Annotated in this window: 13 protein-coding genes and 1 other RNA gene; 11 read left to right on the top strand and 3 right to left on the bottom strand. The window is 64.9% G+C overall.

What is annotated here, in order from left to right; translation table 11 throughout:
* From RI841_RS07540 to RI841_RS07520, 5 genes are all read left to right on the top strand, one after another.
* The coding region (locus RI841_RS07540; RefSeq protein ID WP_310704982.1) for an acetyl-CoA C-acyltransferase at positions 1–702 on the top strand (702 nt) is incomplete at its 5' end.
* A gap of 189 nt (positions 703–891) precedes the next feature.
* On the top strand, positions 892–1,695 hold the full coding sequence (locus tag RI841_RS07535; protein ID WP_310704981.1) for a transporter substrate-binding domain-containing protein: 804 nt from the start codon (positions 892–894) through the stop codon (positions 1,693–1,695).
* 87 nt (positions 1,696–1,782) lie between these two features.
* Entirely contained in the window at positions 1,783–2,439 is a 657-nt protein-coding gene (locus tag RI841_RS07530; RefSeq protein WP_310704980.1) for an amino acid ABC transporter permease, read from the top strand.
* Positions 2,440–2,484: 45 nt separating this feature from the next.
* Positions 2,485–3,138: an amino acid ABC transporter permease gene (locus RI841_RS07525; protein WP_310704979.1), complete on the top strand. Its 654-nt coding sequence runs from the start codon at positions 2,485–2,487 to the stop codon at positions 3,136–3,138.
* Positions 3,139–3,187: 49 nt separating this feature from the next.
* Positions 3,188–3,943 (top strand): amino acid ABC transporter ATP-binding protein, encoded by a 756-nt coding sequence (locus tag RI841_RS07520; protein WP_405000923.1) that lies wholly within the window; start codon positions 3,188–3,190, stop codon positions 3,941–3,943.
* Positions 3,944–4,090: 147 nt separating this feature from the next.
* Here RI841_RS07520 and RI841_RS07515 read toward each other — a convergent pair whose 3' ends face one another.
* Together RI841_RS07515 and ffs are read right to left on the bottom strand one after the other, a co-directional pair.
* Complete coding sequence (locus RI841_RS07515; protein ID WP_310704977.1) at positions 4,091–4,381, bottom strand: hypothetical protein; 291 nt, start codon at positions 4,379–4,381, stop codon at positions 4,091–4,093.
* 357 nt (positions 4,382–4,738) lie between these two features.
* Positions 4,739–4,835: signal recognition particle sRNA small type (gene ffs / locus RI841_RS07510), an RNA gene on the bottom strand.
* A 210-nt stretch (positions 4,836–5,045) separates the two neighbouring features.
* On the opposite strand from ffs, the gene RI841_RS07505 reads away from it, so the two are divergent.
* The 3 genes from RI841_RS07505 to RI841_RS07495 all read left to right on the top strand — a co-directional run bounded on the left by RI841_RS07505 (position 5,046) and on the right by RI841_RS07495 (position 9,131).
* On the top strand, positions 5,046–6,269 hold the full coding sequence (locus tag RI841_RS07505; RefSeq protein ID WP_310704976.1) for a carboxylate--amine ligase: 1,224 nt from the start codon (positions 5,046–5,048) through the stop codon (positions 6,267–6,269).
* Between the two features lie 64 nt (positions 6,270–6,333).
* On the top strand, positions 6,334–8,352 hold the full coding sequence (locus tag RI841_RS07500) for a hypothetical protein (protein ID WP_310704984.1): 2,019 nt from the start codon (positions 6,334–6,336) through the stop codon (positions 8,350–8,352).
* A 17-nt stretch (positions 8,353–8,369) separates the two neighbouring features.
* Positions 8,370–9,131, top strand: a complete 762-nt coding sequence (locus RI841_RS07495) for a TlyA family RNA methyltransferase (RefSeq protein ID WP_310704975.1) — start codon at positions 8,370–8,372, stop codon at positions 9,129–9,131.
* A 35-nt stretch (positions 9,132–9,166) separates the two neighbouring features.
* Here the strand turns inward: RI841_RS07495 and mscK are convergent, their stop codons facing one another.
* On the bottom strand, positions 9,167–12,556 hold the full coding sequence (gene mscK / locus RI841_RS07490) for a mechanosensitive channel MscK (protein ID WP_310704974.1): 3,390 nt from the start codon (positions 12,554–12,556) through the stop codon (positions 9,167–9,169).
* A 201-nt stretch (positions 12,557–12,757) separates the two neighbouring features.
* Between mscK and RI841_RS07485 the strand changes: the two genes are divergently transcribed.
* The 3 genes from RI841_RS07485 to RI841_RS07475 all read left to right on the top strand — a co-directional run.
* Complete coding sequence (locus RI841_RS07485; protein WP_405000922.1) at positions 12,758–13,807, top strand: phospholipase A; 1,050 nt, start codon at positions 12,758–12,760, stop codon at positions 13,805–13,807.
* Positions 13,808–13,885: 78 nt separating this feature from the next.
* A complete protein-coding gene (locus RI841_RS07480; RefSeq protein WP_310704973.1) occupies positions 13,886–14,218 on the top strand; it encodes a DUF883 family protein in 333 nt (110 codons plus the stop codon).
* The coding region (locus RI841_RS07475) for a phage holin family protein (protein ID WP_310704972.1) at positions 14,218–14,612 on the top strand (395 nt) is incomplete at its 3' end. The genes RI841_RS07480 and RI841_RS07475, both read left to right, overlap by 1 nt.

Raw genomic sequence — 14,612 nt, 5'->3', positions numbered from 1 at the left:
GCCCGCCTTGCGCCCATCGCCGAAGAACTGCTGGCGGACATCGATCGCGAGACCATGGACGCCTTCGCGCTGGCCTCCCACCGACGGGCCGCCGCGGCCGATGCCGCGGGACGCTTCGACGGCGAGCGACTGGCGCTGGCCAACGCCGCCGGCGAGCGGGTTGCCAAGGACACCAATATCCGCGCCGACACCAGTGCCGAGCGGCTGGCTGGCCTCGATCCGGTGTTCCTGGAGGGCGGCCGCGTGACCGCCGGCAACAGCTCGCCGCTCACCTCCGGGGCCGCTGCCGCCCTGCTGATGTCCGAGCACGCCCTGGCGCGCCATGGCGCCACGCCCTTGGCCCGGGTGGTGGGCGTGGCCGATTGCGGGGTCGCCCCGGAGCGGATGGGGGCCGGGGCGGCGGCCGCCATTCGCCGCGTGCTGGTTCAGACCGGCCTCCACGTCGATGATATCGACATCTGGGAGATCAACGAGGCCTTTGCCGCGGTGCCGCTTCACGCCATGGGTAAGCTGGCGCTGGATCCCGAGCGGGTCAACGTCTGGGGCGGCGCCCTGGCGCTGGGTCATCCGCTGGGTGCCACCGGCATCCGGCTGGCCGGCACCCTGGCCCGCATCCTGCGAACCGAAGGCAAGCGCTACGGCTGTGCGGCGGCCTGCATCGGCGGCGGCCAGGGTATCGCCGTGATCCTCGAGCGTGTCTGACAGGCGCCACTGGTGCCTGCCAGTTTCGAATATTCTGGTAGACCAACAGGAGGTGACATTCCCTGCAAGCCGCGCAATGCGCTCCCTGACGCTCCGGCGTCAAGACCGAACGGAGAGGCCCTCGCGCCAGTTTCGGTCAGCACGACACCAACGACATACCACCATCACCAACAATAAGCAGGTACTGACATGACAATGCACAAGAAACCCTTTGTTCGCCCCCTCATCGGCACCCTGGCGCTGCTGGGCGCCGTCACCCTCGCCACCCTCCCGGCCCAGGCCCGAGATCTTCCCGAGATCCAGGAGGATGTCTTCCAGGTCGCCAATTCCGGCGCCTATCCGCCCTTCAGCTTCGTGGACACGGCCGGCAACCTCATCGGCTTCGACGTGGACATCGCCGAGGCCCTGGCCGAACGGATGGGCGTCGAGGTCAACATCCAGACCTCGCCCTGGAACGGCATCGTCGCCGCCCTGGCCGGCGGTCGCTTCGATGCCTGCATCTGCAGCATGAGCGCCACCGAAGAGCGACAGAAGGCCGTTGACTTCACCGACCCCTACTACAGATCCGGTCTCTCGATCTGGGTGCGGGAGGAAACCGACGACGTCGCCAGCATCGATGACTTCGAAGGCAAGCGAGTCGGTTCGACTCTCGGCGAGACGGGCAACCAGTGGGCCACCGAGAAGGCCGAAGGCCGGTGGCACAACCAGACCTTCCAGGGGCTGCCGGACATGCTCAATGCCCTCACCACCGGGCGCATCGATGTCATGGTGGCCGATGACATCCCCGTCTATGTCGCCCTCAACGAGAAGGACCTCCCCATCAAGCAGGTCGACGTGGGCGAGCTGCCGCGCTTCCCGGCCGCCATCGCCGTCCAGAAGGGCTCCCCGGAACTCCGCAAGGCGCTCAACACGGCGCTGGCCGAGATCCGGGAGGACGGCACCTACCAGGCGATCGTCAATACCTGGATCGGCGAAGGCATCGAGTTCAACTGATGGATCGGCACAGCAGGGCGCAAGCCCTGCTGGCTCCTGCCCGCTTTACATCACCACGCTCATCACAACGACAGGGTCAAGACGACCATGGACATCAACCTGATGATCGACATCACGCCGCTGCTGGTAAAGGCGGCCTGGGTCACCCTGGACATTTCGGCCCGCGCCCTGTTTGTCGGCTTCTTCATTGCCTCGGCGCTGGTAGCCCTCAGGACCGCACGCCTGCCGCCGCTGCGCTGGCTGGCTCGCGCCTATATCAGCGTGGTGCGTGGCACGCCCTATTTCGTGCAGCTGCTGCTGGTCTTCTATGGCGGACCGGCCATCGGGCTGCGCCTCGACCCCTTCACCTGCGGGGTGGTGGTGGGTGCGTTCAATATCGGGGCCTACATGAGCGAGGCCATGCGAGGCGCCATCGAATCGGTGGAGAGTGGCCAGAACGAGGCGTCGCGCTCCCTGGGCTTCGGCCGCCTCGCCACGCTGCAGTACATCATCCTGCCCCAGGCGGCCGGCCTGATGATCCGGTCGGTCGGGGTGCTGGCCATCATTCTGGTCAAGAACTCCTCGCTGGTCTCGATCATCTCGGTGGTAGAGCTCACCTACCAGGCCCAGCGGCTGATCGGTTCCACCTACAAGCCCCTGGAAGTCTTCACGCTCAGCGCGCTGATGTACATCGTCATCATCTATGCGGTCATGGGCATCGTGGAGTTCCTCTACCGCCGGGCCACGCGCTACACCTTCCTGTAACGCCTGCCGGGCCCCTTGCCGGCTCACAACTATCAGGATAGCCCCATGGAATTCGACTTCAGTCCCGTCATCGACTTTCTGCCCACGCTACTCCAGGGCGTCGGCGTCACCCTGCTGATCGGCCTGGCCGTCGCCGTCATGTCGATCCTCGGTGGCCAGATCGTGGCGGTGATCTCGCTGTATACCCGCAAGATCGTCAGCTGGCCGCTGCGCTTCTTCATCTGGCTGTTCATGACCACCCCGCTGCTGCTCCAGCTCTACTTCCTCTATTTCGGCCTCGGTGAGCTGATCCTGATACCGGCCATCGTGGTAGGGATTCTGGGCCTGGGCTTCCATTACATGGCCTACAACGCCGACATCTTCATTGCCACCATCCGGTCGGTCTCGAGCGGCCAGTACGAGGCATCACGGTCTCTGGGTTTCGGCCATCTGAGAACGCTCTTCTACATCATCCTGCCTCAGGCCTTCTATCGCGCCCTGCCGCAGCTGAGCAACAACATGATCATCATGGTGAAGGATATCTCGGTGTTGTCGGCCATCGGCATCGGGGAGATGGTCTATGTCTCTCAGTACGCCATCAGCGTGACCTTCCGCCCCTTCGAGTTCTACATCACCATCGCGGTCATCTACTACCTGATCAACCTGATGATGGAAGCCGGCCAGTCATGGATCGAACGCCGCGCCGCCTATCGCCGCTAACCTGCACCACTGACGAGGTTCTCGCATGACACAGACGACAGATACTCCGATGGTCGAGCTCAAGGGGGTCAAGAAGCGCTTCGGTGATCTGGAAGTGCTAAAGGGCATCGACCTCAGAGTCGACCGAGGCAAGATCATCTCCATCATCGGACCCTCGGGCTCGGGAAAGAGTACCCTGCTGCGCTCCATCAACAACCTGGAGGTGATCGACGAGGGACAGATCCTGCTGGATGGCGTGCAGGTGAATCGGCCCGACCTCAAGGGACTGGCCTTCGAGAGACACATCAACCATATCCGCCAGAACATGGGCATGGTATTCCAGCACTTCAATCTCTTCCCTCATATGTCGACGCTGGACAACGTGACGCTGGCACCCAGGAAGCTGAAGGGCATGGAGGCGAAAGACGCCCGGGGACTGGGCATGGAGCTGCTCGAACGGGTGGGCCTGGCGGACAAGGCCTCAGCCTATCCCAGTTCGCTCTCCGGGGGGCAAAAACAGCGGGTGGCCATCGCCCGGGCGCTGGCCATGCGACCCAAGGTCATGCTTTTCGACGAGGCCACCTCGGCACTCGACCCGGAACTGGTGGAGGAGGTGAACCAGGTGATGAAAGGACTGGCGGAGGAGCACATGACCATGCTGATCGTCACCCACGAAATGGCCTTCGCGCGAGACGTCTCCGACTGGACGATGTTCATGGATGGCGGCGTGGTGGTCGAGGCCAACACCCCCGACCACCTGTTCAGCCATCCCGACCAGGAGCGCACCCAGCACTTCCTGCGCAAGCACCTGGGCGCACAGGCCTGAGGAGATCCCTGTCCCGGCGGCAGGGGATCGTCGTCCATCCGCTCACGTCGTGCCCGTTCAGGGAGCGTGAGCAGATCCGCCTCCACGAGAGCGCCCCACCCTTTATCCTTGATGTCGAAGGCGGCCACGACGTTCTGTCGGCCCGACTCAGGCCCCCAGCACCTGTCGCTCCAGCTCCTGCCTCATGCCGTCGTCCAGCCCCAGCGCGCCGCCCAGCTTGCGGCCACGCTTCGAGCCGACCAGCAGGCCCAGGGCACCACCGCCGAGCAGGCTCTTCACGTCGACCCCGCTCCCCGGTGCCCCCCGGCCTCCGCCAAGCTGCGAGGAGAGGCTGTCGATCATCCCCTGGACATCCAGGCCGCCTCCCGACTGGCCACTGCCCTGCCGGCTCCCGCCGGCCTGATTCATGATCTGTTCGAGGATACGGCTCGCGTTCATGGTGGTTCGCTACCGATGACAGGCAGGAATGGCCCCATAGGGGTGCCGCTATACGTTCAGGGAAACGAGATTAGCACCCTGCGTCACGAGGCAGGAAGAAGCTGATCGAATCGCGTTGAAGCGCGATGAGCGACGGGTCTGACCGCCAACGCGACAGGGAAGGCATCGGTCAACACGCCGTGAGCCAAGGGAGGGCAGGCGGGACGGATGATACCGAGTTGGAATAGACCCTGACGGGTTCGAATGACACAGGGGGGGGGGAGGTTGCCAGACATCTTCGGCCACCGGAGGGTGTTCTTGACGAACCCTGTGGTGAAAAGAGCCTTGGAAGCAATCATATGCCAGAAATGGAGGCGGCCCCGACAGCCACATCCCGGCACACACGTCCACCACTACCGTTGCTCCCTTCCGGGCCTGGCGGGGTTTGCGGTTTAGCGTTGCGGGAGGACCGACGGGGCCACCACAGCAGGATGCCAAAGGCATCGCTCGCTCGACATCGATTCGCGTCGGCATCGAGCGGGGCGCACTATATCAATGCCCAGCTCCGGCCACAAGGGCCGAAGCGTTCAGCGCGGCTGAGCAGTGCCACAATGATGAGGAACTCACTTTCCTCGTGTATGGTAAATGAACCATTGACGTCCAATGCTCATCACGGAGGCGCACCATGAAGAAGGATCCGAACAAGGGCTATATCGCCCTGCTGGGCTGGAGCCTGAATGCTATCGAGGCCGCCGAGAACTTCGACCGACGCTATGTCGTGGTCGCCCCTGACTGGGCTGAGGAATACTGCCAGAAGCACGACATCCCCTATGTGCCCTGGAACTTCGAGCGTCTCAACGACCGCTCGATGGAGATCGCCCACACCCTGCAGGAGATGGGTGTCGACGTGGCCATCCCGCTGTTCGAGGAGACCGTGGAGTGGGCCGGCGCCGTCAACTCAGTGCTGCTCGACCATCCGCGCCTCTATGGCCAGTCGCTGCTGCTGCGCGACAAGGCACTGATGAAGCGTCGTGCCCAGCTCGGCGGCATCCGCGTGGGCATCTTCGAGGAAGCCCACGACAAGGAAGACGTCGTGCGTTTCCTCAAGCGGGTCAACCAGACCCTGCTCAAGCTCGATGGCGACCCCAACGACCCCATCCACCTCAAGGCGTTCGACAAGGCCGGCTGCCTGGGGCACCGGGTGATCCGCACCCCTGACGAGGTCGATACCATCCCCGAAGAGGAGTTCCCGGTGCTGATGGAATCGCACCTGGACGGCTGGGAATTCGCCGTGGAGGCCTGGATCCACAAGGGCAAGATCGTCTTCCTCAATATCTCCGAATACGTGACCCTGGGTTACTCGGTGTTCGTGCCGGCCTCGCCGGAGCTCGAGAAGTACCGTCCCCAGATCACTGCGCAGATCGAGAAGCTGATCAAGGCCTTCGACATCGAATTCGGGCTGATTCACCCCGAATACTTCGTCACCAATGACGGCGAGATGTATTTCGGCGAGGTGGCCTACCGTCCGCCGGGCTTCAAGGTCTTCGAGCTGCTTGAACGCGTCTACGGCTTCAATGCCTACCAGGCCTCGATGCTGGTGTTCGACCCCAAGTCCACCGAGGAGGAAGTCAAGGCCTTCTTCCCGAAAGAGGTGGTGGATGCCGACGGCTATGCCGGCTGCTTCGGGGTCTATCCGCGCCGTCGCGTGGTCAGCAAGCTGGAGATTCCCGAGGAGGTCGAAGACGATCCCTACTTCGAGTCCCACGAGCTGACACCGCCCATGGAGGAAACCGTCACCAAACGTACCGCCTTCGGTACTCACTGGGGCCTGGTCTACTTCAAGGGCGACGAAGCAGCACGCATGAAGGAACTGCTCAAGAACATGGAAGAGCTTGATTTCTATGTCTGATACAGGCGTCATGGAAAGTGTGACAGCCTGACGACAAGGAGTCGGCGTGACCACGCCCCGAACTATGCAAGACGCCAGTACGCCGCCCCCGGCCAGCGACAAACTCGCCGGCCTGCTCAAGAAACTCGACGAGGCCATCGCCCTGCTGGCCGAGTCACGCGAGTTTGCCAAGCCGGGCAAGCTGCCCAGGGTCCTCGACACCGCCCGACGGGTCATGCTGCAGGAAGGCGGCTGCGAGGCCATCGAGCACCGGACCCGGTTTCTCGAGGAGGCGGGGGTCTTCCTCGGTTCCGACTGGGAGACCCCCCACTTCCTGGTGCCATCTCTCACCACCCATGCGCTGAAGAGTGCTGATCCCAACGTCGTGGTGATCGAGGCAATCAGCGAGCTACGCATACTCGCGGTAGCCAAGGGGGAGTACCTCCACCCCCTGCTTTCCGATGAGCAGGCTCACCATTATCTGACCCAGGTGATGGCGCTCAATCTCTGGCTGCTGTTCGGCGCGCCCACCGAGGCCGAGCGGGAGACCCAGGGGCGTCTGGCACAGATTCCCCGCCACCTGTTCCACCACCTGGCCGAGCGCATCGGCTATGAGCACGTGATCGACCGGCTGATCGCCGAGATCTGGCGGATCCTGCAGCAGCGGCCGATCCAGGTGGACACCATCAAGCAGATGATCACCCAGATCGCCATCTGCCAGGCCAATCCGGAGATCGACCTGGGATCCAGCGGTCAGGGCGCCGACCGCCTGGTCAGTTCGCTGTTCGGTCCCACGCATGCCTGTCGCGAGGACCCCGGCATCGAGACCTACCGCGAGCGCCTGTCGAGCATGGACAGCGGTGCCCTGCAGTACGAGGCCACCGGGTTCGCCAGGGCCATGCACGACACCAGCCTGGTGTCGCCCTACCACGCCGTATTGCTGCGCTACCTGCTCGACCACAGCGACCACCTCCTCGCCGAGTCCCTGGGGCTGTCGTCCACCGGGAGGGACTGCCTGCTCTGCTATCGCGAGTTGGTTCACGCGCTGATACGCGGCGCGGTCTACCCGACCACGCCCCAGGCGGTCTACGGGCTGGCTCTGATGCTCGAGCGCGGCATTCTCTACCAGCCACCGGTGGCCCCGGCCATGTGGCGCCAGCTGGGGCTGAGGCTGTCGGACTGGTCCGAGGCGAGGCTCAACCTGGCCTTCGGTGACAGCGCTTCGCCGCGTGCCCGCCTGCTGGAAGGGGTGCTGTGCATGCTCGGCCTGCCACTGGGCGTCGGGCAGGGCAACAACCCCACCTGCCAGTCCGCTCGCGCACTGTCCATGTGGGCCTACAATGACCCGGACTACCTGCTGCAGATGGTCACCTGGGCGGCACGCGACGACGAGATCATCATGCACTTCGAGGGCATGCCTCTCTCTTCCATGGCCAGCCTCTCGGGAGTGGCCAAGGAGCTGCCGCTGGACCTGGACCCGGTCTCACTGTTGGTCGTGCCGCACCTGGACCGCATCTATGCCGAGATGGGGAGGCGTTGCCTGGGGCGCGAGGGTGACCCGCACCGTTGGGTCAACCCGGAGTTCCACGGCTGGTGGTCGGGCCGTGGCTTTCGCATCAATGTCGACGTGGCCACCGGCCAGCTGCATGAACTGGACGACTTTCTGCGCCACTTCTATGCCAGCTATCACCCCTACTACAACGGCAACCAGCCGCTGATTCACCCCCAGCCGGCCGGTATTGCCGTGACCGACAGCGCGGCCCGGTTCATCGGCTGGCACGCCATCACGCTGCTGCGCGTCACGCTCGACCCCAGCGATACCATGCGGGTCTACTTCTACAACCCCAACAACGACAGCGGTCAGGACTGGGGCGACGGCATCGAGGTCAGCACCGCCGGCAACGGCGAGCGCTTCGGCGAGTCTTCGCTGCCCTTCGAGCAGTTCGCCTCGCGCCTCTACATCTTCCACTATGATCCGCTGGAGCGGGGCGAGCTGGCCAGGATCAGCCAGGAGGAGCTCGACCGGGTGACCGGCTACATCCACCGCAGCTGGGGTGCCGACCGGATTCCCCCGACCGAGCTGCAGGCTGACAAGGGGCCGTAAGGCCCCTCTGTTACCCCATGCAGCGCCTCGACCAATTGCTCGTCATCCAGGGCCTGGCCCGTTCCCGTACCCGCGCTCAGCGGCTGGTCCGCCATGGCCGGGTACAGCTGGCAGACGGCACGCCACTGAAGAAACCCGGCGAGAAGCTGCCCGACGAAACCCGGCTGATCGTCGAGGAAGATCCCGAGGAGCGCTATGTCTCCCGGGCAGGGCTCAAGCTGGAAGCGCTGGTCGAGGCGCTGAACCTGGACCTCAGAGGCAAGCTGGTGCTTGACGTGGGCCAGTCTACCGGCGGCTTCACCGACTGCGCCCTGCGCTTTGGTGCCCGCCACGTGATCGGCGTGGAGGTCGGGCATGACCAGCTCGATCCCACGCTGCGCAACGATCCCCATGTGACTTGCCTGGAAGGGCTCAACGCGCGCGCCATGGCCACCGAACCGCGGTTGCGGGCGGCCTTCGATGCCCTGGCGGCGCCGGGCCCTGACCTGGTCGTGATGGATGTCTCCTTCATCTCCCAGACGCTGATCCTGCCCGAGCTCGCCGACCTGTTGCCGGCAGGTGGCGAGCTGCTGAGCCTGGTCAAGCCGCAGTTCGAGCTGGGACCGGGCGGCGTCAACCCCCGCGGCCTGGTAACCGACCCCAGCCGCTACGCCGAGGTGGAGGGGCGAATGCGCGACGGCTGCGCCGGGCTCGGCTTCGAGGTGCTGCACTGGCAACCGAGCCCCCTGCTCGGCGGTGACGGCAACCGAGAGTTCCTGCTCCACGCCGTAAGGCGCTGACGACAACGCCTCACTTCGAATGTTCGGCCTGCCGCTTAACGCCCGGCATCGTCCCCACCGTCGAAATCGCCCGGATCGCCCTTGGCCCCGGGTGGCGGGAACGCCGGATCATTGACCCGGGCGGGCGCAGTCCGCTGTACCTGCCTGGCCGCCCCGTCGGGCCGATGCAACCAGATATCAAGCTGATTGAAGGCGATCTCGATGTCGTACTCGGCAAACAGCTCACCCACCCGGCAGTTGATCTCGTCGGTGGCAAAGAGCCGGTCGCCGAGGCTGTTGACGAAGATGCGCAGCTCGAAGTCCAGGGTGCTCTCGCCGTAGCTCATGAAGAATACCTGGGGCTCGGGGTCCGTCAGCACCCGTGGATTCTCGTCGGCGGCCTCTCTCAGCAGGCGATGCACCAGGCGATGATCCGAGCCGTAGGCGATCCCATAGCTGAGCACGACCCGCGTGACCGTGTCGGAGAGCGACCAGTTGATCAACTGATCGGTGATGAAGGTCTTGTTGGGGATGATGATCTCCTTGCGGTCGAAATCGGTCACTGTGGTGGCACGAATACGAATCTTGCTTACCGTCCCCGTGAGGTTGCCCAGGGTGATGGTGTCGCCGATGCGAACCGGCCGCTCGAAGAGGATGATCAGCCCCGAGACGAAGTTGGCGAAGATCTCCTGCAGGCCGAACCCCAGCCCCACACCCAGCGCCGCGACCAGCCACTGCAGCTTGCTCCAGGAAACCCCCAGGGTACCCAGTGCTGTCACCACCCCCCCGCCGACGATGGCGTAGGCAAGCAGCGAGCTGATGGCATAGGCGCTGCCCTGCTTGAGCTCCAGGCGGGAAAGCACGCTCACCTCGAGCAGGCCCGGCAAGTTGCGCGCCATCATCAGGGTCAGCACCACCACCAGCAGTGCCGTGATGATATCGGCCACGGAGACCATGCTCGCCACCGCCTCGGCTGCCTCGCCCTCCCCCGGGTCGATCAGGGTGACCTGTTCCAGGTAGCTGAAGACCGAGAGCAGATCGGACCACACCAGGTAGAGCACCAGGATGAAGCCGATCAACAGGATCAGCTTGGAGAGCCGCAACGACTGCTGGTTGACCTGCTCCATGTCCAGGGGAGGCTCTTCGACCACCTCCAGGCTGCCCTCGGCGCCCTCCTGAGCCTGGACACGCCGCGCCAGGGCCCGGCGATAGGCCAGGCGACGGGCCGCCACGGCCAGGCCACGGATCACCGTGGCTTCCACCAGGATCCACAACCCCAGCAGGTAAAGGGTGATCACGAAACGCCCCAGCAGGCTGAGCGCCGTGTACTCGAAGCCGTAGACGATCAGCCCGGCCAGCACCAGCGGCACCAGCGCGATGGCCAGGCCGAGCACCAGGCGGAACAGTTTGACCCCGAAGAAGGGCACGTGGGCCAGGATCAGCTTGGTCAGCACCAGGCTCATGGCCAGCAGGCCGCTCAGCAACAGGCCCAGGGCCAGCGGTCGCTGGTTCAGGTCGACCCCAGCATCGCGGGCCAGGGGGCCGATCAGCAGCACCGGCACCAGGGCCACTCCCAGCCACAGCAGCCACCCGCGCAGGGTCGCCGCATAGTCGGGAGGCCAGTAGAAGTGGCGAGTGGCCACCCCTCCCAGAAACAACAGATTGCGCGCCCAGGCGATCACGGCCCAGGCCAGCGCCAAGTGGAGCAGCGCGTGTCCGGTCCCCCGAGCCACTCCCTCGCTGCCCGTCAGCAACGCCAGGCCACCGGCCAGCACGCACAGCGGGCCGACCAGGGCCAGCAGCGCATTAAGGGCCACCGCCTGAGGGGTATGCCCCTGGGAATCATGCTTCAGATGGCCGACCTCCTGATGCAGACGGGCGAGGCGGGCGCGGATCCGCCGCCGAGCGACGACCAGCCCCAGCGCTACCAGCAGCACCGGCAGGCCAAGCAGGGCCCGGGCATCCGGTAGCTGCCAATTCACCGGCAGTGCCGCGCGCCACTCTCCCTCGCGCCACTCCCTGGCAAGGTTCTCCGGAAGATTGCCCAGCCAGGTCACCCCCAGGGGGCGGGTATTGGGAATCCAGAAAAGCTGCTCGTCGATGGTGGCACGCAGCTCCTGGCTGGTGGCCAGCAGCTGCTGCTGGTTGAGCTGGAGGTCGATGGCTGCGCTGAGCATCTCGCCATAGGCCCGTTCCAACTGGTCGACCAGCTCGCGACGAGCCTGGTAGAGCGCGAGCAGTGAATCGACCAGGGCCGGCGAGGCCTCGGCGTCGGCCTCCTGAATCCGCTGGCGCGCCAGTTGCTCGCCCTCGCGCAGCTGGTCACGCTGCCGGCCGAGCTCGAACTGCTTGAGTCGAAGATCGGCGATCTCGTCCTGCAAGCCGCGCCGCTCCTCCACCCGGGGCAGCGTCTGGCGTTGCTCGCGCAGGATCCGTGCCAGCAGTATGCTGCCGCGGATGGCATCGATCTGCTCGTTGAGGCTACGCTGCAGCTGGCGCACCCGGTCGAACTGGCGGCGCACCTCGAGGCCTTCCCGGACCAGGCGGTTGGCCCGGTCGGTGGCACGCAGCAGCTCCAGGCTCATGGTGCGGTTGATCTCCCGTGCCTGGCGCACCACCGGGTGTCCGATGATGCCCTCGTCCTCGTCGCTGACCGCTTCGGTGATGGCCTGCTCGGACTCCTTGCGACGGCGCCGGTCGATGATGCCCTGGAGCATGGCCAGCCGGGCCTCCTGGCTGGCCACCTGCCGCTCGAGCAGGTCGCGGTACTGTTGGTCCAGCCCCCGCAGGCGGGTGTTGGTGGCCAGTTCACGCTGGTGAAGCTGCAGGGTCTGCTGGGCCAGCTCATGTTCGATGCGCAGCTGCCAGCGCCGCGGGTCATCCGCGGCCACCTGGCCACCGTCCAGTTCCTCCAGCCGGCGTCGACTCTCGTCAGCCTGCTGCATCGCCTCACCGATGGCCTGCTGGGCCCGCTCCGGCAGGGTCCGGGCACTCAGTAACCTGGACGAGACCTCGGCAAGACGGTCCTGGAAGCTCGCCAGGGCCTCTTCAGCTTCCTGGCGGCGCTTTTCCAGCGCCTCGAGGGAGAGGGCCTCCAGTTCGTCGAAGGTCTCCTCCTGGTCCGTCTGCTCCAGCTCGCGCAGCTCCCGCTGCAGCCGCTTGAGCTCCTCGGGTGCTTCCTGGACACGCGTCTCGAGATGGGATAGCTGCTCCTGGACCGCCTCAAGGCGCTGAAGTGCCTCGAGGGCCGCATTCAGTGCCTCGATGTCACGCTTCGCGCCTTCGCTTGCCATCTCGCCCTCGGCCGGCTGGCGTTCTTTCAGCCGGGTCTCGATCTCTTCACGCGAGGGCAATTCGCGGGGTGACACCTCCCGGGAAGCGAGGTCCTGGGCCAGCGTCGGCGTAGCGATCGCCAGCCACCCCAACCAGCACACAAGCGTGAACATCAGAGCGCGTCGGAAGGCAACACCGCGGCGACAGTGGGTATCAAGGACAGTCAAGAAGCAGTCTCGGTTATAATGGATCCGTGCATGATTCTCGACCCGCCGGGCCGGCATATCAATGCTGCCTGTCGCCCCAGCGACACAGTTGACTTGCTGCACTGGCGTGATAGAACGGCCTTTTGCCCCTTTACCAGGTACCTAACCATGATGTCTGCCCGATTTCCCCTGCTCGCCGCCGCACTGACGCTGGCAGGCCTGAACGCTACCGTCATGGCCGCCCAACCGCTGAGCGAAGCCGAGCGCGAGGTCATCAAGGCCCGCATTGCCGCCCTGCAGGAGGAGATGGGGGAGTTGCGTCAGCAACTGACCGACACCGAAGAGCGGCCCACCCAGGCCACTGCCCTCGTCGAACAGGCCGCCGACCAGGAGATCGAGGAGGCGGTGGACGAGCGAGACCAGCTCGAACGCGAGTCCGCCCAGAACCCTTTTGCCATCACCACCCACCGACGCAACTACTGGTTCCCGATAAGCTACAACGCCAGTCCGAACGACGAAACCTTTCGCGACATCAGCGATCGCAGCGCGCCTGACCGGGCGGAGATGAAGTTCCAGTTCAGCGCCAAGTTCAACCTGGTGGATGACCTGTTCGGCGACTATGGCGGTGACCTGCACTTCGCCTACACCCAGCGCAGCTGGTGGCAGGCCTTCAATACGGATGCCTCCTCACCCTTTCGCGAGACCAACTACGAGCCAGAAGTCTTCATCGACTTCGAGAACCGCTGGTCACGGCTGGGCTGGACCAACATCAACAATCGCCTGGCATTCAACCACCAGTCCAACGGCCGCTCCGACCCGCTGTCACGCAGCTGGAACCGGCTGATCCTCGAGTCGACCTTCGTCAACGACGACTGGGCCCTGACCCTGGCGCCCCACTGGCGCATCCCGGAGCCCGAGGAGGAAGACGACAATCCCGACATCTACAAGTACCTAGGCTATGGTGACATCACCCTGGCAGTTCGGCTCAATGGCGACAACGAACTCAGCCTGATGCTGCGGGGCAACCCTGACGACGGCAACATGGGCACCGAAGTGGACTACTCCTGGCCCCTGTTCAACAGCGTCCGCGGCCATGTGCAGTACTATTACGGTTACGGCGAGAGTCTCATCGACTATGACCAGCGCAACCACCGCCTGAGTCTGGGATTCAGCCTCAACCCGCTCTTTTCCGCCAGTACCCTTCAACACTCACCCTGATCCGCCTCAAGGTTGGATGCATTGTCGCCCCGCCGACTGCTATGCTGAGTCTGTCATTCACCGTCAGAGGAAGACCCGATGGCCACTCATACCCCCCGTACCAGCGAATCCACCCAGCAGCTCAAGGAAGACCTGCACCACCTGACCCAGACCGTCGAGGAGCTGGTCAACGCCACCGCCGATGACTCGCGCAGCAACATCAAGGAGCTGCGCGACCGCGCCGAGAAGCGCCTGAAGGATACCCGCGAGCGCCTCGAAGCCCGCGGGGAGCGCGTCTACGGCGAAGCCCGCGATAGCGTCACCCAGCAGGCCGACGCCTGCGACCGCTATGTCCACGACAACCCCTGGACCAGCATCGGCATCAGCGCCGCCGTCGGAGTGGTTGTCGGCATGCTCATCGGGCGGCGCTGATGTCGGCGAGCCAGGGACCGGCTCAACGCTTGTTCGGGGCGGGCAAGCGGCTGCTCGGCAGCCTGCTCGCCATCGGCGAGACGCGCCTGCGCCTCGCCGTGCTCGAGCTCGAGGAGGAACGCGCCCGACTGGTGGGCCTGCTGATGCTGGCCGGATTGAGCCTCATCCTGCTGCTGCTGGGCATCGGCGTCCTCACCACGCTGGTGATCGTCGCCTTCTGGGAAACCCACCGTCTGGCCGCCATCGGGGTCAGCGCCCTGGTGTTGCTGGGCAGCGGGAGCTTGCTCGCCCTGAGAGTGATGCAGCTGGCACGTCGCCGCACCCTGTTTGCCGGTACGCTGCGCCACCTGGCCAACGACCGCGAGCTGGTGGAGACGTCACGTGAATCGCGCTG

Origin of the sequence: Halomonas sp. (genome assembly GCF_031581305.1) — a bacterium.
Lineage (GTDB): Bacteria > Pseudomonadota > Gammaproteobacteria > Pseudomonadales > Halomonadaceae > Halomonas.
The sequence above is the reverse complement of the archived record's forward strand: the minus strand, read 5'-3'. Positions and strand labels throughout refer to the sequence as shown.

Coding starts and splice junctions, on each gene's coding strand:
- RI841_RS07535 (WP_310704981.1), top strand. CDS start 892: ATGACAATGCACAAGAAACCCTTTGTTCGCCCCCTCATCGGCACCCTG.
- RI841_RS07500 (WP_310704984.1), top strand. CDS start 6,334: ATGCAAGACGCCAGTACGCCGCCCCCGGCCAGCGACAAACTCGCCGGC.
- RI841_RS07495 (WP_310704975.1), top strand. CDS start 8,370: ATGCAGCGCCTCGACCAATTGCTCGTCATCCAGGGCCTGGCCCGTTCC.
- RI841_RS07480 (WP_310704973.1), top strand. CDS start 13,886: ATGGCCACTCATACCCCCCGTACCAGCGAATCCACCCAGCAGCTCAAG.
- mscK (WP_310704974.1), bottom strand. CDS start 12,556: ATGTTCACGCTTGTGTGCTGGTTGGGGTGGCTGGCGATCGCTACGCCG.
- RI841_RS07520 (WP_405000923.1), top strand. CDS start 3,188: ATGGTCGAGCTCAAGGGGGTCAAGAAGCGCTTCGGTGATCTGGAAGTG.
- RI841_RS07530 (WP_310704980.1), top strand. CDS start 1,783: ATGGACATCAACCTGATGATCGACATCACGCCGCTGCTGGTAAAGGCG.
- RI841_RS07525 (WP_310704979.1), top strand. CDS start 2,485: ATGGAATTCGACTTCAGTCCCGTCATCGACTTTCTGCCCACGCTACTC.
- RI841_RS07515 (WP_310704977.1), bottom strand. CDS start 4,381: ATGAACGCGAGCCGTATCCTCGAACAGATCATGAATCAGGCCGGCGGG.
- RI841_RS07485 (WP_405000922.1), top strand. CDS start 12,758: ATGATGTCTGCCCGATTTCCCCTGCTCGCCGCCGCACTGACGCTGGCA.
- RI841_RS07505 (WP_310704976.1), top strand. CDS start 5,046: ATGAAGAAGGATCCGAACAAGGGCTATATCGCCCTGCTGGGCTGGAGC.